The following is a 23,909-nucleotide window of genomic DNA, read 5'->3' as shown; positions in this document are numbered from 1 at the left end:
ACGTACGCCTTCAGCTTCGCTCGGGCGCGGCTCGGCCGGCGGTTGCCGAGGTTGGCAGGGTGTGGGTGTGGGCGGCCGCTGCCGAGGCGGCGTCGTACAACGTTCCGGTCGCCGCGCGGTGCCGGCCGATCACGAACGCCATCAGGACGCCGAGGAAGCTGAAGATCGCCATCATCCAGGAGGCCGCGGCCAGGCCCGAGGCGAGAGCATCACCCTTCGGCGCGCCGTCGGCGGTGTGGTTGCCGATCACCGTGCCGTAGATGGTGGCGGCCAGCGCGGTCGCCACCGCGGCGCCGACGTACCGGGCCATGTTGGAGACACCGGAGGCACCGCCGACCTGGTTCTCCGGCACCGATGCTGTCGCCGCCGACGACGCGGGACCGTTGGACAATCCCATGCCCACCGCGATGGCAACCAGCGGCAGCAGGAACGCGGCGTACTTCCATGAAGCGTCGACGAACCCCACGATGACGAACCCGATGGTCGTGAGGGCGAACCCGACGCCGATCGTCTGCCGTCCGCCGAACTTCTTGGCCAACCGGGGTACGAAGGGCGCCACGACGACGAGTCCGATGGTCGCGGGCAACGTCGCCAGACCGGCCTGGAGCGAGCTGAAGTCGAGGGTGGAGGGATCCTGGAAATAGAGGCTGAGCAGGTACATCAGCCCGTTGATCGTGCCCGCGCCGATCAGGATCGCGATGGTCGAGCCCACCAGGACTCGGTTGCGTAGCAGCGAGAGGTCCAGCAGCGGTACGGCGACCCGTCCCTCGACGGCGATGAACGCGTACCCCGCCGCGATCGAGATCGCGAAGCAACCCAAGGTGGCGAAGGAGATCCAGCCCCAGTCGCCGCTCTTGGTGACCCCGAGGATCAGCGGCGTCAGCGTCAGCGCGACGAGCACGGTGCCCGCGTAATCGATCGTTCTCGGTCGATCCGGATCCCTCGACTCGCTCACGGTCGCCGCGGTCAGCACCATGCAGAGCACCGCCACACCGGCGTCGATCCAGAACAGCCCCTGCCATCCGCTGAGCTCGACGAGCACGCCACCGACCAACGGACCAGCGGCCGCGCCGACCGCCGCGGCCGCGCCCCACAGCGACACCGCCCGCAGTTGCGCGGCATCCTTGTTGGCGACCGTGAGCAGGCTCAGGCCGCACGCGAGAATGGTCGCCCCGGCCGCGCCCTGGATGACGCGTCCGGCGATCACCAGCCCGCCGGACCTGGCGAGCGCGATCATCACGCACGACACCACGAACAACAGCAGGCCCAATTGGAACACCCGCTTGCGGCCGAAGACGTCACCCAGCGAGCCCGAGGTGACGATCACCGCGGCACCGACCAGCGAATAGCCGGTGACCGCCCACTGCAGCGTCTGGACCGACGTACCGGTGTCCTCCGAGATCGCGGGAAGGAGGATGCTGACCGCCGAGGTGTTCGCGTTCACCACGAGCGTCGAGATGCACGTGGCGGCGAGTACCCCACGCGCTCGGCTCCTGACCTGTACGGCGTCGCTCACGCGCTTCCTCCCGTCATCGGCCAGAGTCCGAACCAACGGTAGGGCGGCCACCCGGCAACAGCCCTCATCCGCTACGGACGAGCCTGAGGTTGTCGGATCCGGAACGTAGTGTTGGTTGAACAGGTGAAGGGTGGCCGATCTCGGGAGGCGATGTGAAGCTGCTTTTGACATCCGGAGGCGTCACGAACGAGAGCATCCGTGAGGCGCTGGTCGAGCTGCTGGGCAAGCCGATCTCCGAGGCCCGTGCGCTCTGCATCCCCACAGCGCAGTGGGGCCACCCGATGCTGGGACCTGCCTCGGTGCGAGGTGTCATCGCCGGCGAGCCCCCGTTCCACATGTTGACCAGCCTGGGCTGGGCGTCCTTGGGCGTGCTGGAACTGACCGCGCTGCCCAGCATCGGCGAGGAGCGGTGGGTGCCGTGGGTGCGAGAGGCCGACGTGCTCCTGGTGGACGGCGGCGACGCGACGTACCTCTATCACTGGATGCGGGAATCAGGGCTGGCGGACGTCATCTCGTCGCTACCCGAGACCGTCTGGGTGGGGCTCAGTGCCGGCAGCATGGTGATGACACCGCGAATCGGTGACGGCTTCGTGAAGTGGCCTTCTGCGCCGGACGACCGCACGCTCGGGGTCGTCGACTTCTCGATCTACCCGCACCTGGACCATGAGCTCATGCCGAGCAACACCATGGCCGACGCGGAGAAATGGGCCGCCGAGATCGCCGGTCCGGCGTACGCCATCGACGATCAGACCGCCATCAAGGTGACCGATGGCACCGTCGAGGTCATCTCCGAGGGGCACTGGAAGGCCTTCCCGGCCTAGTCGCCGATCGGCGGGTTGCGCGGTCAGATTCATCCCCGTGGGGTGACGTTCTTGCGTTTGTCCGGGGTGACGATGGGCTGCGGCAAGTACAGCGCAGCAAGCGTGCTCGGTTTGATTGACGGCAAGGAGTGGACCATGACCGCCTTTACGGTGTGGAAGTTCGACAGTCCGGGTGGAGCTGAGGGCGCTGCTTCGATCCTGAAGGGCTGTGAGGCAGACGGGCTGGTGAAGGTCCTCGACCACGCGGTCGTCTCGTGGCCCCAGGGTGACTCGCATCCGACCACCAAGCAGAGCCACGAGGAAACCTGGCGCGGAACCGGGTGGGGTGCGTTGTGGGGAGTCCTCCTGGGCGCCCTCTTCTTCGTGCCCGTGATCGGCGGCGTGGCCGGGGCCGCGATCGGCGCGATCAGCAAGGTCACACAGGACTCCGGGATCACCAAGGAGCAGCTGCACAAGATCCGTACCGAGGTCACCCCCGGAACCTCGGCCCTCTTCGCGGTCACCGAGAACGGCAACCTCGACCGGGTCGGCGAACGCTTCCACGGCATGCACAGCAAGCTCATCGACACGAACCTGACCGAAGGCGAACGGGAAATCCTGCTGGAGACCTTCGGCGGCAAATAGCACCTAGCCGCCCGCCGGCGGCCAGTGATGGTTGCGCCACTCTTTCCAGGTCGCGAATCCGCCGGGCGGGTTGTCGATAGGTTCGGTGCCGTCGAGTTCGCCTGGCGTCGGGATCTCGATGCTGGCTGCCCACTCGGCGAGTTCCTCGTCGGACATGGGCCAGGTCGTGTGGGGCGCTTCGGCCTGGCGTTGGTCGAGTCGTTTGCGCTGCTCGGCTGCGGGGAGTTCGAAGTACCGCAGCTCTACCGTTGCGCCGAGGTCTGCCGCGGCCTGCCGTAGAGCGGAGCGCTCGTCGCGGCTCCAGAGGCCGTAGTCGATCACGACGTTGTTGCCGAGCTCGAGAGCACGCAGCCCGATCTCGATCAGCCGTCCTTCGATCACCCGTTGGGCCGAGTCCGGGTTGTCGTGCCCGTAGAGAGCCTTCACCCATTCGTCCTTGGTCAGACGAAGTGCGCCGTGCTCGATCTCTATCCGCCGCGCGGCCGTGGTCTTCCCGGTACAAGGGAGTCCCACGGTCAAGAAGAGCGTTGGTTGTCTGGTCATCACCGCCCATCCAAGCAGCACGTGGAGCAGCATGTAGATATGGCGGCGAGGGATTTGGTGTTCGGGGTGGGCGACCGGGTGCGGACCTGGGGGCGGTTCGTGGCCAGGGCGGATGGTGACTGGTTGGACTTGGCGCGCGTGAGTTATGGGACCCCGAGAGCACCGGATTGGAAGTCACATCGGTCGGTTCGGTTGATCTGGGCGGATGCCGCCGGCTCGGCCGCGAACCCCGGGCTGGGCTACCTCTCGGTGGTTGGGATCTGGGGCGACGAGAGCATCGAGGTCGAGGAGTTGTCGGCGGAGATCCCGCCCCGGGAGACGCGGGCAGTCTGGCGGGAGCCACCGTGCCCGCCGCCGCCCGGTGGCTGGCGGCATGGCGTGGTCGAGCTGGATGCCGACGTCCACGACCGCGGACCGTCCGGACCGATCGTCCACATCACGATCTTCCGTCCCTCCGCAGATCAGGAGGTCCTGGTCGTCGCTGCCACCGACGTGGACGCGGTGATCCGGCAACTGTCGCCGAAACTGCCAGGACAGTTGTGCGTGGTGCCCAGCCGGTTCACCCGCGCCCAGATCGACGAGGTGTACGACGTACTGCACGCCCGTTGGCGAGACTGGCGCCTGGAAACCTTCGGCACCGGCTCGGACGACCAAGCTCAGCCGTACATCCCGGCGACGATGTTCCGGGTCACCGCTGACCTGGCTGAATGGGTCGACGCCTTGCCCGAGGGTCTGGTCCGTCTCGAGCCGACGCTGGTCCCGGCGTCAATGCCGTACATCAGGATTCGATGATCAGCCGCGCGATGAGACCGTCGCGGAGCGTGAAGCGGAAGTGCAGGTCCGCGACGCCGCCCGGGAAGTTGCCCTCGAGGCGATGCAGGACATCAAAGTGGTCCTGGTCGCCGCGATAGGCAGCGGTGACTTTGCTTGTATAGGTGTACTCGGTGGCTGCACGGGCCAGCCAGGTGCGGATCTCTGCCGGTCCGTGGTAGTCGCGGCCGTCGTCGGTCACCACGGCATCGGTGGTGTACTGCGCGATCGCGGTATCGAGGTCACGCGTCTGGTGCGCGGTCAGGTAGGTGGTGATCAGCTCGGGGAGTTCATCCGGCGTGATCTTGGTCGCTTGGGTCCAATCGAACTGTTCCATGCCGTCCAAGCTGGGCTCTCTCTCCGGGAGAGGGTCAAGTCGTGGACTCTCTCCCAGCGGGAGGGTGCACAGTGGGGGCATGCACGCTGGGCTGACCATCGGAGAGTTCGCGACCCTCACCCACCTGAGCGTGCGCACGCTGCGCCGCTACCACGAGTCCGGTCTGCTGGAGCCCGCGACCGTCGACGCCGCCACGGGCTACCGGTACTACGCTGCGGCGCAGATCCCGTCCGCACAGGTGATCCATCGGCTGCGGCAGCTCGACGTACCGCTCGCCGAGGTGAAGCAGATCCTGGCGACGGACGATCCGCTGCTGCGCGCCGACCTGGTCGCGGCACACCTGCGGCGGCTGGAGGACACACTCGACCGAACCCGCGCCGCCGTCGTGTCCCTGCGCACGCTGCTTCGCACCGACACCGATGAACTGCCGGTGCGCCTGCGCTCTGATCCGGCTCGCACGGTCGCCGCTATCCGCGGCACGGTTGGATTTGACGGCGTTCATCAGTGGTACGCCGCTGCCATGGCGGAGCTGGACGCCGCGTTCTCGCCCGACGAGCGGACCGGACCGCCCGGCGGCCGATACGCGAATGAGCTGTTCACCGAGGGGTCTGGCGAGCTGACCGTGTTCCATCCCGTCCGCGAACCGCGGGCGAGCGGGCGGATCGAGGTTGTCGAGCTCCCGGCGGTCGAGCTCGCCATCGCCGTACACGCCGGACCACACGACGACATCGACGTCACCTACGGCCGCCTGGGCAGCTGGGCAACCACCCACACGATGACCGTGGCCGGCCCAGTCCACGAAACCTACTTGGTCGGTCCCCGCGACACCGACGAGTCCGCCCAATGGCGCACCGAAATCGGCTGGCCAATCTTCCGCCTGACTCCCGGCTGATCGCTGGTCAGTCGCGTGCGGCGTTGCGGGGCATGAGGGCGACCAGGGTTATTCCCATCGCGCGAGCGAGGTGCCTTTCGGGCTGACGTGCAGTCCGTCCTGCAGGAGAGCGACAGTACAAAGAGCAGGCCGTTGCCGGCGGCGACATGTCGAGAGGGTTTACGAGACGTCTGGTCTGGTCATCAGGGGGTGTTGGAGGTGGAGGGTGAGGTTGGGGCCGGTTAGGGGGACCGTGTTCCAGGTTGTTGTGGCTGTGTTGGGGTTGATGGTGAGGCGTACTCGGTGGGGTGTGGTGATGACGTAGACGTCGGCGATGAAGGTGTTGGATTGCCAGGCGGCGGAGGCGATCACGGGGCGGCCTAGGGGTGCGGATTCTTGCCAGTGGTTGTGGCCGGCTTTGATCGTCAGGTTGCCGAGTTGTAGGAGCCAGCCGTCGGGGGTGGGAGTGACGGTGACGGGGGTGCCGGCGGGGAGGGCGGAGGAGGGGGAGGGGTCAAGGGTTGCCTTGATGGAATGGCCGGTTGTGCCTGCTACGGGTGGGAAGGACAGGTGGCGGAGGCGGTCGGCGAGGACGTCGTCGTACCCGGGGGTTGCTGGGGCGTCGTCGAGGAGGTGGTTCCAGAAGAGGCCGGGGAGGGCGTCGGTGGGGGCGACGGACGCGGTGAGGGCGATGACGAGGTCGTGGGACGGGACGACTACGCAGTACTGGCCGAAGGAGCCGTGGCCGTGGTAGCCGTGGCGGGAGATCCAGAACTGGTAGCCGTAGCCGGACTCGAAGTCGGGGTTCGGGAGCCAGTTGGGGAGGGGGAGGGTATCGATGTGGCGTTTGGTTGCCAGGCCTACCCATTCGCTCGGGACGAGTTGTTGGTCGCCCCAACGGCCTCTGCGGAGTAGCAGTTCGCCGAAGGCGGCGATGGCCTCGGTGGTGAGGTGTAGACCGTGGAATCCGAAGGCGGCGCCGCTCGCTACGCGGTCCCATTCGGCGTGATCGATGCCCATCGGCTTGAAGAGGCGCTCGTCGAGGAACTCGGGAAGCCCACAGCCGGTGACCCGTTCGATCATGCGCGCCAGGATGAACGTGGTCGCGTTGTCGTAGTCGTGCTGCGTCCCCTCGACCGCGACGAACGGCGCGCGCAGGAAGCCCTTCACCAGGTCGTTCGGCTCCAGCTCCCACGCTTCCTCGAGGCTGTCCTTGCCGTGTCCGGTCGTCATCGAGAGCAGGTGGTGAACGGTGATGCGGCGGCCCTGCTCCGAAATGTCGGCCGGAACGTGCTCGGGCAGTACGTCGACCACCCGGTCGTCCAGCGACAGCAGCCCATCGGCGATTACCAGACCGACGGCGATCGACGTGAACGACTTGGTCAGCGAATACAGCAGATGCGGGCGGTCGGCGGAGTACGGCGTCCACCAGCCTTCCGCGACGACGTGACCGCGGCGTACGACCATGATCGAGTGACATTCGATGGACCGCGCTTCGAGCTCGTCCAGCAGCGCGAGGATCGAACTGGACGACATGCCCGCGGCGGCCGGCGTCGCCCGCGGCAGGAGGAAGCGCTGGGAACCCATCCGGGCAGATTAACAAGGCGTACGGTCGTTCGATGGGGAGTTTCGAGGACGGGCTTTGGCCGCTGGTGGAGGGCTTCGTCGCGTCGCATGACGTGGCCGGCCTGGCGGTTGCGGTCGTGCGGGACGGCGAGGTTGTCTCGCGTGGGTTCGGCGTTCGGGACGTCGGCAGCGGTACGCCGGTGACGCCGGAGACGATGTTCCACCTGGCGTCGGTGTCGAAGCCGTTCGTCGCGACGGCGGTCGTCCGCAAGCTCGACCTGGACGCGCCGATCACCGAATGGGTGCCAGAGTTCACGCTGGCCGACGGCCGGGCCGGGGAGGTGACGGCGCGGCGCCTGCTGAGCCACACGAGCGGTCTGCCCGACGTGTCGGACTACGCCTGGCACGATCCTCAGCTCGGCGACGACGCCCTCAGCGAGTTCGCTCGCAGTCTGTCGGGTTGGCGGCTGCGGGACGATTCGGCGTTCTCCTACTCCAACGCCGGCTACGAGCTCCTCGGCCTGGCGTTGTCGAGGGCCATGGGCACGACGTTCGAGGACGCCGTACGGCGGGAAGTCCTCGCGCCGGCCGGGATGCGGAACAGTACCTTCCTCCGCGCCGACGTACCCGCGGAGCTGGCTGCGTCACCGCACGTGGGGATGCCGCTGGCAGTGCCCGGCGACGCCTATCCGTACACCAGGCGGCACGCACCCAGCTCGACCCTGCATTCCAACCTCGACGAGCTCTCCCGCTGGATCACGAACGCACCAGAACTCGAGCTGATGTCGCAGCCCGTGGTGCAAGTCGGTCGTCCGCCGTGGGAGGAGGCGATGGGACTCGGCTGGGCGCTCGGGACCTATCGCGGGCACAGGACTCTGAGCCACAGCGGACTCGATCCCGGCTTCGGGGCAAGGATCGTGCTGGTGCCGGACCGACGTACCGGCGTGGTCGTGCTGGCCAACTCCAACACCGTCCCCGCCTCGTCCATCACGAAGGCGGCGCTCGACATCGCCCTCGTCGGCGAGCCGGGCGAGGGCGTGACGGAGCTGCGTACGTCGCAACGCCCAATCGCCGGCCCCGTCGCCGAGACGCTCGCAACCGAAGGGCCGGACGCGGCGAAAGCGACGTACGCCCGGCTGACCGCCATCGAGCAACCCGGCTTCGACGACGGGTTCGAAGACGCCGTGTGGGGCGCGATCGAGCTACACCGGACAGACCTCGTCTGGCCCCTCCTCCACCTGTGGACCGACCTGCGCCCGGCCTCATCCGCCGCCTCGACGATGACCGCCTGGGCCCACGAACTGGACGGCGATCCCGACCTAGCCCGGACCGCCGCCCAACGCGCCCTCACCCTCGACCCCACGAACGACGAGGCCACCGAAATCATCAGCAGACTCAGCGCTTCTTGGTGAAGGTTAGATGGGTGGTGCCGGAGGAGGTGGTGATCGGCTCGATGTTGTAGGTGTCTTCGAGGGCCTCCAGGCCGTCCCAGAGGCGGACGCCGCGGCCGAGGACGATCGGGACCACCGCGACATGCATGTAGTCGACGAGGCCCTCGGCGAGGAAGTCGCGGACTACCGTGGCGCCGCCGCCGATGCGGATGTCGGCGTCGCCGATGACTTCACGTACCTGCGCAAGGGTCTCGGTGGGCGTCGCGTCGAGGAAGTGGAAGGTCGTGCCGCCCTCCATCTCGATCGACGGGCGGGGGCGGTGGGTCAACACGAACGTCGGTGTGTGGTACGGCGGATTCGGCCCCCACCAGCCCTTCCAGTCCGGGTCGTCCTGCCACCCGGGCGGGCCGAACTTGCCGGCGCCCATGATCTCGGCGCCGATACCGGGGTTGTGCTGCGCCGCGAACGCGTTGTCGGCGCCGAGCGTGCCGCCGGCCAACTGGTCCCCCGCGTGGAAGAACTGCGTACCGATCAACCACTCGTGCAGCCGCTCCCCGGCGTGCCCGAACGGCGTCTCGAGCGCCTGACCCTCACCGGTGCCGAACCCGTCGAGTGAGATCGAGAAGTTGTGAACCCTGACCTGTGACATGAGATAGCTCCTCAGTTAGGTGAGAAGCCGCGGTCCGGCCTCTCACCCCCCAGTCGGAGCCGACCGACAGACCTTGACACGCCCCGGATATCTCGTGCCGGTCACGCGCGACAGATGGTGATGTTGCCGCCGTGGGTGCGGGCTCGGACGTTGATGGTGCGGTCGGTTGGCTCGTCGGCGTCGAGTTCGTTGAAGACGCGGCCGATCGAGGTGTGAGCGTCCAGTTGGGCGGCGACACCGACCGGTACGCCGATCGCAAGCGAGCCTGTAGCCGTGTACAAATCGGCCGCTCCGGTGCCCAGTTGGCCGACCCGGATGTCGCCGCTTGCCGTACGGGCGTTGACCGCCGCCCGCGCCACGTCGACGCTGATGTTGCCGGTGGCCGACTTGGCGCGCAGGTCGCCCGCAACCGTGCTGACCTGGATGTCGCCGTTCGCGGTCTTCAGCTGGCAGGCGCCGACCTCGCCGTCGACGACGTAGTTGCCCTTGGCGGTGTAGCCCTGGATGTCGGACCCGGTCGGGAGCTCGATCAGGACGGTCACCTCGCCGTACTTCTTGGAGAACAGCGTCCGCAGCTTCGGGTGCCTGACCTGCAGTTTTCCGTCGGTGAACTCGATGACGACCTGCTCGGCGGCCTGTACGTCGAGGTCCCAGGCCGGGTCGACCGGGCGGACCTCGACGACGGTGTCGGTCCGGTCGCCGGCCTTGACGGTGACGTTGCCGAAGATGATGTCGACGTCGGCGGAGATCGGTGCGGGAGTGGTGAAGATCGGCATGGTGTCCGTCCTTAACGAGTCGGTGTTGACGACAACTCTCGTGAGGACCGCTGACACCGCGCCGCCATGAGCGGGAGACACAGCTCCTGACACGGTGTAGGTGGCGTGTCAGGTGCGTGTCAGGGCGGCTGCCGAAGGTAATCCCATGACAACTTCGGCGATCGCGGTCTCAGGACTGCGCAAGACATTCGGCGACAAGACCGTGCTCGACGGCATCGACTTCGAGATCCCCGCGGGCACCGTCTTCTCGCTGCTCGGCCCGAACGGGGCCGGCAAGACGACCACGGTCAACGTGCTGACCACGTTGATCAAGGCTGACGGCGGCACGGTCCGGGTGGCCGGGCACGACGTCGCCACCGAGGCCAAGGCGGTCCGCTCGGCGATCGGCGTCACCGGCCAGTTCGCGGCCGTCGACGAGCTGCTGACCGGCCGGGAGAACCTGCAGCTGATGGTCGACCTGACCCGCGGATCGACGAAGGTCGACAAGCGGATCGTCGACAGTCTGCTGGAGCGCTTCGACCTGGTGGAGTCGGCCGACAAGTCCGCGGCGACGTACTCCGGCGGCATGCGCCGCAAGCTCGACCTGGCCATGACGCTGGTCGGCAGCCCGCGGATCATCTTCCTCGACGAGCCGACGACGGGTCTCGACCCGCGCAGCCGGCGGACGATGTGGACGATCATCCGCGAACTACTGGCCGACGGCGTGACGATCTTCCTCACCACGCAGTACCTGGACGAGGCCGACGAGCTGGCCGACCGGATCGCCGTACTCAACCAGGGCAAGTTGGTTGCCGAGGGCACCCCCGAGGAGCTCAAGCGGCAGATCCCCGGCACGCACGTGCGGTTCCGGTTCGCCACCATCGACGACCTCGACGTCGCCGCCGGAATCCTGCCGGAATCGACCCGCGACGACGACGCACTGACCCTGCGGGTCCCGAGCGACGGCGGCACCAAGTCGGTCCGTGCGCTGCTCGACCGCCTCGACGAGCACTCGCTCGACGCCGAGGAATTCTCTGTCCACACCCCTGATCTCGATGACGTTTTCCTGGCCCTGACCGGCCACGACACCGCGGAGGTAGTCGCGAAATGAAGAACCCCTCAGTGGTGATGCTGCGCCGCAACTTCAAGCACATCGCCCGCAACCCAACCTCGGTTTTCAACGCAGTACTGATGCCGGTCGTGGTCATGCTGATGTTCGTCTACATGCTCGGTGACGCCTTCAGCGTCGGCGTTCCGTACGTCGATTACGCGACGCCCGGCATGCTCCTGCTGGCGGTCTGCTACGGACTGGGATCAGTGGCCACGTCGGTGAACTCGGACATGACCAAGGGCATCATCAACCGGTTCAAGGTGATGGACGTACCGCGGGGTGCGGTGCTGACCGGTCACGTGATCGCCAGCCTGATGACCAACCTGGTCGCGATCGCGGCGATCATCGGCGTGGCCTTCGCGCTCGGGTTCAACCCGTCGGCGAGCTTCGTCCAGTGGCTCGGCGTGATCGGCATCGTCGTACTGCTCGGTCTCGCGACCGGCTGGTTGACCGTCGCGCTCGGTCTGTTCGCCAAGACTCCGGAGACTGCGGGTCTGGCCTCGGTACCGCTGATCATGCTGCCGTTCTTCAGTAGCGCGATCGTGCCGGCCGACAAGATGGGTCCAGGCGTGAAGCAGTTCGCGCAGTACCAGCCGTTCACGCCGATCATCGAGTCCCTGCGCGGGCTGCTGAACGGCTCGGCGGCGACCGGCGACCTGCTCGCTGCACTGGCTTGGCTCGTCGGGATCGCGGTCGTCGGCTACATCTGGGCGACCTCGACGTTCAAGAAGCGAGCGTGACCCGGACCAGTTCCGACCAGTCCGCCTGCCGTCCCTCTTCAGTCGCCTCGGTGAACCGCGTGTCACCGAGGCGACTGCGCGTTTCCTGCTCGATCCGGGTCAGGTCGGGGTTAGACAGATCCGGCAGACCACCGACGACGGCGCTCGCCGCGAGGAGTCGGGCGGCCTGCTCGTCCTGACCGGTGCGCAACGCCAGATCGGCGATTCCGACGAGCACCTGCGCGATGCTCGGGATGTGGCCGGTCTCGGTCGCCGCCTGGACCGCGGCGGTGCGGTGCTCCCAGGACTCGTCGAGATCCTCGGCCAAGTACCCGAGCACGTCGTGCCGGATCGTCCGCAGGCTGGCCCGCTCGGCCTCGTGCCCCAGCATCGTCGTCGCCACGGCTAGTTGCCGTCTCGCCTCATCGGCATCTCCGCTCCAGCGCGCGAGCTCCGCCTTCGACAGCGCCAGCTCGACCAGCGCCTCCGGCCAGGCGACCCGTTCGGCCGCCCGTTGCGCCTCGGCCATCGCGGTCGCGCTCGACTCCAGATCACCGGCCAGCCAGTACAGCTGGGCCTGCCGCGACCGCGTCCGTACGACGTCCTCCGTGGCGCCGACCTCGGTGGCGACCGCGATCGCCTGTTCGCAGTACTCGCTCGCGGCCGCGAAATCGCCGCGGACAGCGACCCGGTCCGCCAGCTCGGTCAGCGCGAACGACATGCCCCACCGCTCGCCGATCGCGCGGAACTCGGCCAGCCCGGCCTCGAGCAGGGCGTCCGCTTCAGGGTCGCCGTCGCCGAGCATGATCCGCATCTTGCCGGTCTGCAGGCGGGCCAGCGCCCGTACCCACGGATCGTCGTCGCCAAGCAGCGATTCGAACGCCGAGACGAACGCGCTCGGCCCATCCAGCAGCCGTTCCAGGGCGGTCGACAGCTTCACGGCCGGGTGCGGGTTCCGGACCCGGCGGCTGACGTCGGCAGCCTTGCGGATCCATTCCTCCGCGTTGTACTGGTCGCGTCCTCGCCCTGACGTCAGCAGGTTCGTGACGAACGCGTACACCACGGCCAGGATCTCGTCGTCCACTTCACCTGGTACGCCGGGAGCCGCCATCAGGTACTCGTTGCCCTCGACCTTGTGACCGGCGAACCACCAGTACCAGCCGGCCGCCGCGCCCAGCCGCATCGCTCCGTCGGCCTCCTGAGCCGCGAGCGCGCCCCGCATCGCCGCGGCGATGTTGTCGTGCTCCGGTTCGAGAATGGCCAGCCATTCGAGCTGTTCGGCGCGGCGCAGATGCGGGTCCGCGGTCTCGGCGAGCTCGGTGAAGTACGCGAGATGGGTACGGCGGGTCAGATCCGACTCGCCTGCCTCGTCGAGACGCTGCTGGGCGTACTCCTTGATCGTGCCGAGCATCCGGTACCGCGGGGCGCCCTCGTCCTTCGTGACCACGAGCGACTTCTCGGTCAACGCGGTCAGCAGGTCGAGCACCTCCCACGACTCGACCTCGCCACCGGCGCAGACCTGCTCGGCCGCCTCCAGGCTGGCGCCGCCGGCGAAGACCGAGAGTCTGCGCAGTACCGATCGCTCGGCATCGGACAGCAGTTCCCAGCTCCAGTCGATCACCGCGCGGAGCGTGCGGTGCCGGGGGAGCGCCGTACGGCTGCCGCCGGTCAGCAAGCGGAAGCGGTCGTCGAGGCGGTTGGCGAGCTGTTCCAACGACATGGTGCGCAAGCGGGCCGCGGCTAGCTCGATGGCGAGCGGCATACCGTCCAATGCCCTGCAAATGCGGGCCATCGTGGCCAGGGTCTGCGCGTCCGCCGTGAGGTCTGCGCGTACTGCGCCCGCGCGGTCCTGCAGCAGGCGAACCGCCGGCGAGGTGCCGATCTCGCTGCCGTCAGCGGGGACGGCCAGCGGTGCAACCGGCCAGAGGGCCTCGCCGGTGATGCCGAGCGGCTCCCGGCTCGTCGCGAGGATCCGCAGCCGCGGGCATTCGCCGAGCACCCGGTGGGCGAACGCGGCCGCCGACTCGATCACGTGCTCGCAGTTGTCCAGGATCAGCAGCATCGCCCGCTCGCGGACGGCGGCGATGACTCGGTCCGTCGGGTCCGCCTCCGGTACGTCGCCCAGCAGTGCGTCCCGGAGCGCGAGCGCGGACAGGGTCGCTTGGGCCACGTCGCCGTCGGGGCCGATGGCCGCGAGTTCGACCATCCAGGCTCCGTCGGGAAGGTCGCCGAGCAGGGTACGCGCGGTCTCGGCGGACAGCCTGGTCTTGCCCGAGCCGCCCGGTCCGATCAGCGTGGTGAGGCGGTGCTCGGCGATCAGGTCGCGGACGGCGGCGACGTCGGCGTCCTTGCCGACGTACGTCGTGAGCTCCTCGCGGAGGTTGGTGTTGCGCTTCTCATCCCGTCGTACCAGCTCGCCGCGGAGGAGGGCGACGTGGAGGGCGGACAGCTCCGGTGACGGGTCGACGCCGAGCTCGTCGGCGAGGGTCTCTCTGGTGCGCTCGTACACGCGGAGGGCCTCGGTGTCGCGGCCGGAGGCGACGAGGGCGCGCATCAGGGCGGCGACCAGGCGTTCGCGGACCGGGTTCGCGGCGACGAGATCGGTCAGCTCGGTGACCATTTCCGCGCCGCGGCCGAGCAGGATCTCAGCGTCGTACCGATCCTCCATCGCGGTCAGTCGGAGCCCGTCGAGCCGGGTCACGGCCGCGTCGAACGCGCCGCTCTCGGTGAGACCGACATCCTGCATCGCGGGACCACGCCACAACTCCAGCGCCTCACGCAGCAGCCGGACACCCTGCGGATCCTGATCGGTCCGAGCCCGCGCGACGAGCCGCTCGAACCGCACGGCGTCGACCGCGTCGGGATCCACCTGCAGCCGATAGCCGTCCGTGTGCCCCTCAACCGAGCCTTCCGGCAACACCTTCCGCAGCCGGGAAACCAACCGCTGCAAAGCATTCGCCGCGTCGGCCGGCGGCTGCTCCCCCCAGATCCAGTCAACCAGCGTCGCCTTCTGCACCACCCGCCCCGGGTCAAGGGCCAGCGCAATCAACAACCCCCGCAACCGCGCCCCCGGCACGTCGGCGACGCCACCATCGCCCGTACGCACCTCGAACGGCCCCAACAACCCAATCTGCACCTGCGAGATTGTGCCACGCGCCGTCGGCCGGCAACTTCCCCGCTAGCGGACGGCCTTCTTGACCAGGGCGATGAGCTTCTTCTCGATGGCCGGTGTCAGCTTCATGACGGCGTACGACGTGGGCCAGAGGTCGCCGTCGTCGATCTTGGCCTCGTCGCTGAAGCCGAAGGTGGCGTAGCGGGCCTTGAACTTGGCGGCGTCCTGGAAGAAGCACACGTTCTTCCCGCCGAGAGTCCAGCCGGGCATGCCGTACCAGAGCTTCGGCGACAGCTCCGGCACCTCGGCCGCGATCAGGTCGTGCAGCCGCTGGGCCATCTCCCGGTCGCCGTCGGCCATGCCCGCGATCTTCGCGAGCTGCGCCTCGGTCGGGTCCTCCTTGCCCTTGAGCTCCTTGGCCCGCTCCTTCATCGCGTCGCGCTCGGCCTCGCTGAAGCCCTCGTACGACTTGGTCTTGGCGGTGGTCTTCTTCGTTGCGGCCATCGGAGTGTCCTCTCGGGTCGGTCTGAACACTCCAAACACTAGAAGCCGCCGTACGCCGGGCGCTTCTTGAAAACTGATCGATCAGGTCAAGGCGGTCAGGCCCGGGTGGCGCTGGGCAAGGTACGCGCTGCGAACGATCGTCTCCTTGTAGCGGGCGGCGGCGCGCCCGGTGAGGACGGTCTTGCGCGGCGAGTCGTCCGCGTGGACGAACTGGATCAGCGCGTCGTTGCGCCCGAGGCTGATGCACTGGTTGATGTAGCGGAACCGCAGCGGCTTGGGCTCATGCCCCTCCAGACGAGCCGTCAGCGACCGTACGGCGTGCGCCGCCGCCGGCAGACCGGTCGCGCAGGCCATCCGCAGCTCCTGACCGCTGGTACGGCGTACCGCTGCAGCGTCGCCGACCGCGTACACGTCCGGGTGGGACGTGGAACGCAGCGTCGCGTCGACCTGCATCCGCCCATGTTCGTCGACCGCGAACCCGGCCTCGGCGGCCAGCGGCGACACCTCGAAGCCGGTCGTCCACACCACGACATCGGCCGCCACACGATCCCCGTCGTCCAGCTTCAGCCCGTCGGCGTCCACCGCGGCGACGCGGGCGTTCTCGACGAGCTCGATACCGAGCCGGTCGAACGCCCGGTGCAGGTGCTTGCGGCCGCGCTCCGAGAGCGCGGAGCCGAGTCGACCGCTGGTGACGAGCCGTACGACGCGATCCGGGTACGTCTCGGCGAGCTCGGTCGCGGCCTCGATCCCGGTCAGTCCGCCGCCGACGACAGCGATCGTGCCGCTGGTCCGCAGGCGCTCGCGGAGCTGGCCCGCCTGGTCCACATCGGCCACGGTGTACGCGTATTCGCTTGCCCCAGGCACCGAGTTCAGGTCGGCGCGGCTCCCGAGCGCATAGATCAGCACGTCGTACCGCAGCTCGCGATCACTCAGCACGACGGTCCGGTTCGCGGCGTCGATCCGCTGCACGCGATCGGCCACGAACTCGACCCCGGTCCCCTCGAGCAGGTCCTTGATCGGCCGCTCGGGCAGCTGCTGCCCGGACGCGAGCTGGTGCATCCGAACCCGCTCGACGAAGGTCTCCCGAGCGTTGACGAGCGTCACGGCCGAGCCCGTACGACGGGCCGCCAGCTTGGCCGCGACGAGACCGGAGTACCCAGCTCCCAGTACGACGATGTGCATGTCCGCACTCCTTTCGACGAACACCAGACACCGCCCACGACCCCAGATGTGACGTGACGCCCACCACACTCATACGCGCCGGGCTCGGGTTGCTGGCGATCGAGCTGCGGGGGACGGGGGAGTTCATCGGGTACTGCGGACTCACCGTCGGGAATGCGACGTTCGAGGAGCCTGAGATCGCGTACGAGTTGGCGGCGCGGGCTCACGGGCACGGGTACGCGACCGAGGCGGCGCGGGCCGTGGTCGAGGCGGCTCGGCGTACTGGCCGGCGGCGGTTGTGGGCGGGCGTGCGGGAGTGGAACGCGGCGTCGTTCCGCGTGCTCGAGAAGGTCGGCTTCGAGCGCAGCGGCCGGGTCGACGAGGATCCGGAACGGGGTGCGTCGGTCTGGATGACCCGTTCCCTGGATCAGCCGTTGGCGTAGAGGCAGAAGGGGTGGCCGGCTGGGTCGAGGAGGACTCGGACGTCGTCCTGGGGTTGGAACTCGGCGAGGGTGGCGCCCAGCTCGACGGCGTGCTTGACCGCGACATCGAGATCGCCGACCTCGATGTCCAGGTGCATCATCATCTGCTGCTCGCCCTCGGTGGCCGGCCAGACCGGGCGGGCCCAGGGGGCGGACGTCTGCGACTGGAACGCGAGGTACGTCTCGGAGTTTCCGGGGACCGCGAGTGCGAACTCGTCGGGCTCGTCCTTGTGGATCTCCCAGCCGAGCACCGCGTGGTAGAACATGCCGAGCGCCTGCGGGTCCGGCGCGTCGATCACCGTCCCGAACCAGTGGCCCTTGTCCGAACGCCCTCGCAGCATCGCAGTACCTTCCTCCGTCGTGGTCTGCCTGACACTAGACCCGTGAACCGACAGAACGATCTCGCCGCCGAGGGGGAGCCGGAGAAGGAGTTCAACCCCGGCATCGCCGCCCGCCTGCCGCGCAAGACAGCCGCCGGCGGCGCCCTCATCCGCGACCGCGCCGGCCGCATCCTCTTCCTCGAGCCCACCTACAAACCCACCCTCGACATCCCCGGCGGCATCGTCGAGTACGACGAATCGCCGTACGAAGCTTGCCGCCGCGAGGTCAAAGAAGAAATCGGCCTCGACCTAGAAATCGGCCCCCTCCTGGTTGTCGACTGGGTCCCCGCCCTAGGCCCCTGGACCGACGCCCTCGCCTTCATCTTCGACGGCGGCGTCCTCGACGACACCCCCCTCACCCTCGACCCCTCCGAGGCAAGAGCCCACCACTACCTAACCCTCGAAGCCGCCACCCCCCACCTCCGCCCCTCCATGACCCGCCGCCTAACCCTCGCCCAACAAGCCCTAACCACAGGCATCCCCACCTACTCCGACTTCGGCCGGGAGCTTCATCCAGAAAAATAGTAGCCATGTACTTAGTAGCCATGTACTTTATCTCGTATGAGTGAAGCTACTGCTGGGCATCTGGTGTGGCGGTTGTCTATGAAGTGGCGGGTGGCGGTGGATCGGGCGTTGGTGCATCGGGGGTTGACGCATGCGCAGTACGTGATGCTCGCGTCGTTGTACGGGCTGGAGCGGGACGGGCGGGTCCCTAGTCAGCGGGAGTTGGCTGATCACACGGGGCTGGAGGCGTTGTACGTCTCGAAGTTGGCGCGGAGTCTTGATGCCGACGGGCTGATGCAGCGGACCCGGGATGCCGTTGACACGCGCACGATGCGGCTCGAGTTGACCGCCAAGGGGCGCGAGGCCATCGAGCCCGCCATCGCGGAAGTTGCCGCTCTGCTGGACAAACTGCTGGCGCCGCTCGGTGGCCGCCGTGGCGCGCGGACGAAGACCTTCGTGCGCGATCTCACCGAACTACTCGACACTCCACTGTGAGGAACAGTCATGCCTGATATCGAACTGCTCGACTCGACCATCCACTATGAAGACACCGGCAGCGGCACGCCGATCGTCTTCCTGCACGGCAATCCCGCCTCGTCGTACGTCTGGCGCAACATCACCCCGCTCGTCGGCGAAGGCCGCCGCCTCGCGCCCGACCTGATCGGGATGGGCCGCTCCGGCAAGCCCGAGCTGGAATACAAGTTCGCCGACCATGCCCGCTACCTCGACGCCTGGTTCGACGCGCTCGAGCTCGACGACGTGATCCTGGTCGGCCATGACTGGGGTGGTGCGCTCGCGTTCGACTGGGCCACGCGTCATCCCGAGCGCGTGAAGGGCATCGCGTTCTTCGAGAGCATCGTGAAGCCGATGGCGTGGGAGGACCTCTCGCCGCAGGCCGCGGAACGCTCCCGCCTGATCCGTACGACGGGACCCGGCGAGGACCTCGTCCTCGAGAAGAACCTCTTCGTCCGCCAAGCCTTCACCGGCGGCGTCCTCATCCCCGTCCCGGACGAGGACCTGCAGACGTACCTCGCGCCGTACCCCACGCCCGAGACCCGCAAGCCCATCCTCGCCTGGGCCCGCCAGATCCCGCTCGGCGGCGATCCGGCCGAGCTGGTCGAGAGGATCGAGGCGTACGACGCGTGGCTGGCGGCGAGCGTCGACGTACCGAAGCTGCTGCTCACCTTCGAAGGCTCACCGACGCTGCTCATCAACGAGGACTACAAGAACTGGTGCGAGGCGAACATCGCCGCGCTCGACGTCGTACATGTCGGCGAGGCCGGCCATCACGCCGCCGAGGACCGCCCGAAGGAGATCGGCACCGAGATCTCCACCTGGATCGACAAGCACGGCCTGCGCTAACCGGAGAGCAGCTCTCCACTTCGTGCTACGCTGATAACCGGAGAACAGATCTCCGTTAAGCAGCGAGGTGGAGCAGATGGCTGAGACGGTGCTGGTGACGGGCGGGACCGGGTACGTCGGCGGCTGGGCGATCGTCGCGCTGCTCGAGCGCGGGTACGCCGTCCGCACCACGATCCGCAGCCTCACAAAGGCTGACGCGGTGCGCGCAGCGGTCGGCGAACCGGGAGACCGGCTGACGTTCGCGAAAGCGGACCTCATGGACGACGACGGGTGGGACGCGGCAATGGCAGGCGTCGACTACGTGCTGCATGTCGCGTCCCCACTCGGCGACGAAACCTCGAAGGACCCCAACGCCCTGATCATCCCGGCCCGCGACGGCGCCTTGCGCGTACTCAAGGCCGCGACGAGAGCCGGCGTCAAGCGCGTCGTGATGACGTCCGCCGCCAACGCAGCCAGCCCAGCGTCGTACGCCGAGGACGGCATCACCGACGAGACCCTCTGGACTGTCGACGACCCGAAGCTGCCCGCCTACAGACGCTCGAAAACCCTTGCAGAGAAGGCAGTCTGGGACTTCATGGCGTCGTACGACGGTCCGACCGAGCTCACCACGATCCTGCCCGGCGCGGTGCTCGGCCCGATCCTCAGCGCGGATAACGTCGGTACGACGCGGATCATCCAGCGGATGCTGTCCGGCAAGATGCCCGGTACGCCGAAGATCGGGCTGGAGGTCGTCGACGTACGCGACCTGGTCGACCTGCACATCCGCGCGATGCTGTCATCCGAGGCGGCCGGCGAACGGTTCCTGGGTACCGGCGAATTCGTCTGGATGCGGGAGATCGCGGCCGCGCTCAAGGCCGGCCTAGGCGAGCAGGCCAAGTCGGTGCCGACCCGTGAGCTACCGAACTTCGTCGTACGACTGGCGTCGCTCACCGACCCGTCGTTGCGAGCGCTGACGATCTCGCTCGGCCGGCGCAACCGCCACACCACCGCGAAGGCGGAGCGCCTGCTCAGCTGGAAGCCGAGACCAGCGGCCGAGACAGTCCTGCAGTGCGCGCAGAGCCTGATCGACCACGGCGTAGCTGCATGACCCGCAAAGACTCGGTGCGCAATCGGCAGCGGCTGGTGACGTCCGCGCGCGAGGTGTTCGCCGAGCACGGGTTCGGCGCGACCCTCGACGACATCGCGCGGCACGCCGGCCTCGGCACGGGTACGGCGTACCGGCACTTCCCGAACAAGCACGCGATCGCCGCCGAGGTACTGCGAGAGGCCACCGAGCAGATCGTCGTCGATGCCGAGGATGCACTGAGCATCGACGACCCGTGGGACGGACTCGTGCAGTTCTTCGAACGCACCGCCGCCCGCCAGGCCGCCGACCGCGGTCTGTACGAAACCCTCACCGGACAGGGTGACTACGACGAGCAGGCCCGGATCTGGCCGCGCATCGTTGCCTCGGTCACCGAACTCTTCACGAAAGCCCAACGCGCCGGCGCGATCCGAGCCGACGCCGCTCCGCAGGACGTCGCCGCGATCTTCGCGATGCTCGGCCCGGCGTTCGCGATGAGCCGGACCATCGACCCCGAGCTGTGGCGCCGCTACCTGGCTCTCATGCTCGACGCACTCAAGCCATCCAACGGCCCACAGCTCCCGGTCGGCCCGCCTCCGGCCGAAGCCCTCGACGCGATGCTGCGAAGCGGCAAAGGCTAGAACTTCAGCCGCACGATCACATTGTCGATCGTGCTCGGCGTACCGCCGTTCTTGTCGTCGTTCGTCGAGGTCAGCCACAGCCCGCCGTCCGGCGTCCGCGTGACACTGCGCAGCCGGCCCCAGCGACCCGAGAACACGGCCTGCGGCGTACCCACACCGTTGCCGGCGGCATTGATCTTCGTGACCCAGAGCTGCTCGCCGGTGACGCCGGCGATGTAGATCCAGTCGTTGACGATCTCGATGCCGCTCGGCCCGGCCTGCGAGGTCGACCAGGTCCGCTTCGGAGCGATGTACCCGCCGCAGTCGCCGATCGTGCCCTCGCACGACGGCCAGCCGTAGTTCCCGCCCTTCTGGATCAGGTTGAGCTCGTCCTGACTGTTCTCGCCGAACTCGGCGGCCCACAGCTGACCGCGCGAGTCCCACGCGAGGCCCTGCGGGTTGCGGTGACCCCAGCTCCAGACGTACCGCGCGTTGCCGCCGCTGCTGTAGAACGGGTTGTCGCTCGGCGGCGTACCGTCCGGGTTCATCCGCAGGATCTTGCCGTTGAGCGAGTTCTTGTTCTGCGCGTTACCGGAGTTCTTCGCGTCGCCGACGGTCGCGTACAGCTTCCCGTCCGGACCGAACGCGATCCGCCCGCCGTTGTGGTACCGGTTCTTGGCCAATCCAGTGAGCACCGGCGACGACGTCGTAGCGAGCTTGCCGTCCTCGTACTTCATCCGCACGATCCGGTTGTCGCCGGAAGCCGTGTGGTAGAAGTACACCCAGTGGTCGGTCGCGAAGTTCGGCGACAATGCCACGCCGAGCAGACCGCCTTCACCGCTGGTCGTCACCACCCCCGGCACCTTCCCGAGCGTCGTCTTCTGACCCGACGCCGTCACCCGCAGTACTTCGAACCGGTCCCGCTCGGTCACCAGCGCCGACCCGTCCGGCAGGAAGGCCACACTCCAGCCGAGATCGACCTTCGCGATGTCCTTGTCGTACGCCGGAATCCCGCCGGCGCCACCGGTCGACGTACGAACCGTGACAGCGTTGCTCGCCGCGGAAGCATTGCCGTCAGGATCACGCGCCTTGACGGTGAACGTGTACTCCGTGTTCGCCGTCAACCCGGTGACCGTCGTGGTGAGCGAGCCGGTCGTCGCGACCTTCGTCGATCCCTGATACACGTCGTACCCGGCGATGCTGCCGCTGTTATCGGTCGACGCGTTCCAGGCCAGTGAGACGCTGTTCGCGGTGACGCCGGTCGAATGCAGGTTCCCGGGCACCGACGGTGGCTGTGTATCACCGCTGCCCGGCGTGGTGAACGTGACCACATTGCTCTGCTGCGAAGCGTTGCCCGCGGCATCGAACGCGCCGACCGAGATGTCGTACGACGTGTTCGCCGTCAAGGTGTCCACGGTCGCCGCGAGAGTGTTGCCGTCGACAACCTTCAGGACGTTGCCGCCGCGATTGATCTCGTACCGGACGACTCCGACGTTGTCCGTCGCGGCGGTCCAGTGGAAGGTCGCGGCGTTCGACTTGATATCGCTGACGGTCAGGTTGCCGGGCGCCGACGGCGGTGTGCTGTCATCGGTGGTCGGAGTGACGGTCAGCTTGTCCGCGTTCGGTCCGCCGTCGGCGCTGGTCGCGCGAGCGCGGATCTTGTTCGTGCCGGCGGTGAGCTGGAGGCGGACGGTCTTGGTCTGCCAGGTCGTCCACGCACCCGTTCCGGGGAACGTGATGCCGACCGCGCCGGGCTGACCGTTGACGGTGAAGTCCATCGGCCGGGTGGCCGCCGTACCGTTCGCGTATCGCAGTGTCACGTCGGCCGGCCCGGCCGGAGCCGACATCGTCCACTCGACATAGCTGCCGACGAGATTGTCGTAGTTGACGAAGCCGCTGCCGGTGTAGCCGGCGTGGTTGGACTCGACCACACCTTGCGAGATGGTCGCGTCCTCGGCCTGGTAGTCGGTGGCGGCCGCGGTTGCAGCCGGGGGAGCGCTGAACCCGAGCGTGGCGACGGCCAGCGCGGTGACAGCCCAGATCGAGCGGGGTCTCATGAGGTCTCCTGGATTTCCGGGGCGGAGGAGCTGCAGGGGACTAACTATTAGGAAAGCTTCCTAACGATCATGGGTTCTGTCAACAGCACGAAGCCCCCGCGGCCAGGCCCGCGGGGGCATCGCTTCAAACGGTCAGACGGTGGCGAGCACCGTCGGGCGGTAGAGGGTCAGACCCGAGGTCTCGTCGACCACGGCGACCCGGACGGACTCCGGTGTGGAGTCATGATGCGGTACGGCGAAGACGGCGGTCGCACGGCGGCCGTCGTACCTGGCGATGTAGCTGAGGTAGCGCCAGTCGTCGTCGTCCCAGTAGTCGTGGATGTCGGAGCGCAGATACCCGTCGACCGCGCGGTACGCCGGGCTGAGCAGCACCCGTCGTTGCGTGGCGACGAGTGGTGCGGTGCTGGATGCCGTACCGGCGTACGGATGGCTGAGCCTGATCCGGAGTCGGCGGATGGGCAGCAACCAGTAGCGGTCGAGCTCGGCGGACAGCATGACGAACACAGCTGCCTCTACGACCAGAACCAGCACGGCCGGACCTGCTGACCACCAACCGGTCGACGCCGTCGTCGCCAGCGCAGTTGTTGCTAGTAGCAACAAAGCGCGGGCGATGGCACGGCGGCCGACGGGTTTCGCCGACTTTCCGGCACATCCACAGGAGGCCTCAGGCACGACGACCTTGGAGTAGATGAGGAAGCCGGTGAAGCCGACCGACAGCGCGACCGCGGCAACTGCCTCGATCGCCCAGACGGGTGGTAGGAGAAGCGCGAGGGCGATGAGGGCTTCGACCGCGGCCACGGCTTGGTAGGCGGGTTTTGCCCGGGAATCGCCTACCAGACGGGGGAGTGCGGTGCGCTCTACCTGTTCGAGGTTGGTGAACTTGCCGTACGACGACCAGAGCAGGAGCAACCCGATCAGCAGCGGCTGAGCAGCCGCGAAACCGGTGCCCAT

25 protein-coding genes are annotated in these 23,909 nt (G+C 67.9%); 13 read left to right on the top strand and 12 right to left on the bottom strand.

Going from position 1 to position 23,909, the window contains the following annotated elements:
• Positions 1-10: 10 nt before the first annotated feature.
• A complete protein-coding gene (locus tag ACFWUU_RS04040) occupies positions 11-1,516 on the bottom strand; it encodes an MFS transporter (RefSeq protein ID WP_380172512.1) in 1,506 nt (501 codons plus the stop codon).
• A gap of 152 nt (positions 1,517-1,668) precedes the next feature.
• Here ACFWUU_RS04040 and ACFWUU_RS04035 point away from each other — a divergent pair, with 152 nt between their 5' ends.
• Positions 1,669-2,337, top strand: coding sequence for a Type 1 glutamine amidotransferase-like domain-containing protein (locus tag ACFWUU_RS04035; protein ID WP_380172510.1), 669 nt, complete (start codon positions 1,669-1,671; stop codon positions 2,335-2,337).
• 135 nt (positions 2,338-2,472) lie between these two features.
• A complete protein-coding gene (locus ACFWUU_RS04030) occupies positions 2,473-2,961 on the top strand; it encodes a DUF1269 domain-containing protein (protein WP_380172508.1) in 489 nt (162 codons plus the stop codon).
• Positions 2,962-2,964: 3 nt separating this feature from the next.
• Here the strand turns inward: ACFWUU_RS04030 and ACFWUU_RS04025 are convergent, their stop codons facing one another.
• Positions 2,965-3,504 (bottom strand): ATP-binding protein, encoded by a 540-nt coding sequence (locus ACFWUU_RS04025; protein WP_380172506.1) that lies wholly within the window; start codon positions 3,502-3,504, stop codon positions 2,965-2,967.
• A 192-nt stretch (positions 3,505-3,696) separates the two neighbouring features.
• Here ACFWUU_RS04025 and ACFWUU_RS04020 point away from each other — a divergent pair, with 192 nt between their 5' ends.
• A complete protein-coding gene (locus ACFWUU_RS04020; RefSeq protein WP_380172504.1) occupies positions 3,697-4,296 on the top strand; it encodes a hypothetical protein in 600 nt (199 codons plus the stop codon).
• Here the strand turns inward: ACFWUU_RS04020 and ACFWUU_RS04015 are convergent.
• Complete coding sequence (locus tag ACFWUU_RS04015; protein WP_380172502.1) at positions 4,283-4,651, bottom strand: nuclear transport factor 2 family protein; 369 nt, start codon at positions 4,649-4,651, stop codon at positions 4,283-4,285. The genes ACFWUU_RS04020 and ACFWUU_RS04015 overlap by 14 nt on opposite strands.
• A 79-nt stretch (positions 4,652-4,730) precedes the next feature.
• Between ACFWUU_RS04015 and ACFWUU_RS04010 the strand changes: the two genes are divergently transcribed.
• Positions 4,731-5,543 (top strand): MerR family transcriptional regulator, encoded by an 813-nt coding sequence (locus tag ACFWUU_RS04010; protein WP_380172500.1) that lies wholly within the window; start codon positions 4,731-4,733, stop codon positions 5,541-5,543.
• A gap of 159 nt (positions 5,544-5,702) precedes the next feature.
• On the opposite strand, the gene ACFWUU_RS04005 is transcribed toward ACFWUU_RS04010, so the two are convergent.
• A complete protein-coding gene (locus tag ACFWUU_RS04005) occupies positions 5,703-7,109 on the bottom strand; it encodes a serine hydrolase domain-containing protein (protein ID WP_380172498.1) in 1,407 nt (468 codons plus the stop codon).
• Positions 7,110-7,141: 32 nt separating this feature from the next.
• Here ACFWUU_RS04005 and ACFWUU_RS04000 point away from each other — a divergent pair, with 32 nt between their 5' ends.
• The gene (locus ACFWUU_RS04000; RefSeq protein ID WP_380172496.1) at positions 7,142-8,500 is read left to right on the top strand and encodes a serine hydrolase; all 1,359 of its coding nucleotides are present in this window, start codon (positions 7,142-7,144) and stop codon (positions 8,498-8,500) included.
• Here the strand turns inward: ACFWUU_RS04000 and ACFWUU_RS03995 are convergent.
• Both ACFWUU_RS03995 and ACFWUU_RS03990 read right to left on the bottom strand, forming a co-directional pair.
• A complete protein-coding gene (locus tag ACFWUU_RS03995) occupies positions 8,484-9,128 on the bottom strand; it encodes a dihydrofolate reductase family protein (RefSeq protein WP_380172495.1) in 645 nt (214 codons plus the stop codon). The two genes, ACFWUU_RS04000 and ACFWUU_RS03995, sit on opposite strands and share 17 nt — an antisense overlap.
• Before the next feature lie 101 nt (positions 9,129-9,229).
• Entirely contained in the window at positions 9,230-9,904 is a 675-nt protein-coding gene (locus tag ACFWUU_RS03990; protein WP_380172493.1) for a DUF4097 domain-containing protein, read from the bottom strand.
• A gap of 145 nt (positions 9,905-10,049) precedes the next feature.
• Here ACFWUU_RS03990 and ACFWUU_RS03985 point away from each other — a divergent pair, with 145 nt between their 5' ends.
• Positions 10,050-10,994 (top strand): ATP-binding cassette domain-containing protein, encoded by a 945-nt coding sequence (locus ACFWUU_RS03985; RefSeq protein ID WP_380172491.1) that lies wholly within the window; start codon positions 10,050-10,052, stop codon positions 10,992-10,994.
• Positions 10,991-11,734: an ABC transporter permease gene (locus ACFWUU_RS03980; RefSeq protein WP_137253712.1), complete on the top strand. Its 744-nt coding sequence runs from the start codon at positions 10,991-10,993 to the stop codon at positions 11,732-11,734. Before ACFWUU_RS03985 ends, ACFWUU_RS03980 begins: the two co-directional genes overlap by 4 nt.
• On the opposite strand, the gene ACFWUU_RS03975 is transcribed toward ACFWUU_RS03980, so the two are convergent.
• The 3 genes from ACFWUU_RS03975 to ACFWUU_RS03965 all read right to left on the bottom strand — a co-directional run bounded on the left by ACFWUU_RS03975 (position 11,718) and on the right by ACFWUU_RS03965 (position 16,511).
• Positions 11,718-14,849, bottom strand: a complete 3,132-nt coding sequence (locus tag ACFWUU_RS03975) for a BTAD domain-containing putative transcriptional regulator (protein WP_380172489.1) — start codon at positions 14,847-14,849, stop codon at positions 11,718-11,720. The two genes, ACFWUU_RS03980 and ACFWUU_RS03975, sit on opposite strands and share 17 nt — an antisense overlap.
• Before the next feature lie 42 nt (positions 14,850-14,891).
• Positions 14,892-15,329: an iron chaperone gene (locus ACFWUU_RS03970; protein WP_137253714.1), complete on the bottom strand. Its 438-nt coding sequence runs from the start codon at positions 15,327-15,329 to the stop codon at positions 14,892-14,894.
• Between the two features lie 81 nt (positions 15,330-15,410).
• Positions 15,411-16,511, bottom strand: a complete 1,101-nt coding sequence (locus ACFWUU_RS03965) for an NAD(P)/FAD-dependent oxidoreductase (protein ID WP_380172487.1) — start codon at positions 16,509-16,511, stop codon at positions 15,411-15,413.
• Between the two features lie 53 nt (positions 16,512-16,564).
• On the opposite strand from ACFWUU_RS03965, the gene ACFWUU_RS03960 reads away from it, so the two are divergent.
• Positions 16,565-16,933, top strand: coding sequence for a GNAT family N-acetyltransferase (locus ACFWUU_RS03960; protein ID WP_380172485.1), 369 nt, complete (start codon positions 16,565-16,567; stop codon positions 16,931-16,933).
• On the opposite strand, the gene ACFWUU_RS03955 is transcribed toward ACFWUU_RS03960, so the two are convergent.
• Positions 16,918-17,313 carry a VOC family protein gene (locus tag ACFWUU_RS03955; protein WP_137253717.1) on the bottom strand — a complete coding sequence of 132 codons (396 nt, stop codon included), beginning with the start codon at positions 17,311-17,313 and terminating at the stop codon, positions 16,918-16,920. The genes ACFWUU_RS03960 and ACFWUU_RS03955 overlap by 16 nt on opposite strands.
• A gap of 42 nt (positions 17,314-17,355) precedes the next feature.
• On the opposite strand from ACFWUU_RS03955, the gene ACFWUU_RS03950 reads away from it, so the two are divergent.
• The 5 genes from ACFWUU_RS03950 (at position 17,356) to ACFWUU_RS03930 (ending at position 20,922) form a co-directional block, all read left to right on the top strand.
• Positions 17,356-17,877 carry an NUDIX domain-containing protein gene (locus ACFWUU_RS03950; RefSeq protein ID WP_380172483.1) on the top strand — a complete coding sequence of 174 codons (522 nt, stop codon included), beginning with the start codon at positions 17,356-17,358 and terminating at the stop codon, positions 17,875-17,877.
• Between the two features lie 36 nt (positions 17,878-17,913).
• Positions 17,914-18,351 (top strand): MarR family winged helix-turn-helix transcriptional regulator, encoded by a 438-nt coding sequence (locus ACFWUU_RS03945; RefSeq protein ID WP_380172481.1) that lies wholly within the window; start codon positions 17,914-17,916, stop codon positions 18,349-18,351.
• Positions 18,352-18,360: 9 nt separating this feature from the next.
• Positions 18,361-19,218 carry a haloalkane dehalogenase gene (locus ACFWUU_RS03940; RefSeq protein ID WP_380172479.1) on the top strand — a complete coding sequence of 286 codons (858 nt, stop codon included), beginning with the start codon at positions 18,361-18,363 and terminating at the stop codon, positions 19,216-19,218.
• A gap of 76 nt (positions 19,219-19,294) precedes the next feature.
• Positions 19,295-20,305 carry an NAD-dependent epimerase/dehydratase family protein gene (locus ACFWUU_RS03935; protein WP_380172477.1) on the top strand — a complete coding sequence of 337 codons (1,011 nt, stop codon included), beginning with the start codon at positions 19,295-19,297 and terminating at the stop codon, positions 20,303-20,305.
• Entirely contained in the window at positions 20,302-20,922 is a 621-nt protein-coding gene (locus tag ACFWUU_RS03930) for a TetR/AcrR family transcriptional regulator (RefSeq protein WP_380172475.1), read from the top strand. The genes ACFWUU_RS03935 and ACFWUU_RS03930 overlap by 4 nt, the downstream gene beginning before the upstream one ends.
• On the opposite strand, the gene ACFWUU_RS03925 is transcribed toward ACFWUU_RS03930, so the two are convergent.
• Entirely contained in the window at positions 20,919-22,958 is a 2,040-nt protein-coding gene (locus ACFWUU_RS03925) for a PQQ-dependent sugar dehydrogenase (protein ID WP_380172473.1), read from the bottom strand. The genes ACFWUU_RS03930 and ACFWUU_RS03925 overlap by 4 nt on opposite strands.
• Before the next feature lie 132 nt (positions 22,959-23,090).
• Entirely contained in the window at positions 23,091-23,909 is an 819-nt protein-coding gene (locus ACFWUU_RS03920) for a MauE/DoxX family redox-associated membrane protein (RefSeq protein ID WP_380172471.1), read from the bottom strand.

This window comes from Kribbella sp. NPDC058693 (genome assembly GCF_042715335.1).
Lineage (GTDB): Bacteria > Actinomycetota > Actinomycetes > Propionibacteriales > Kribbellaceae > Kribbella > Kribbella jiaozuonensis.
The sequence above is the reverse complement of the archived record's forward strand: the minus strand, read 5'-3'. Positions and strand labels throughout refer to the sequence as shown.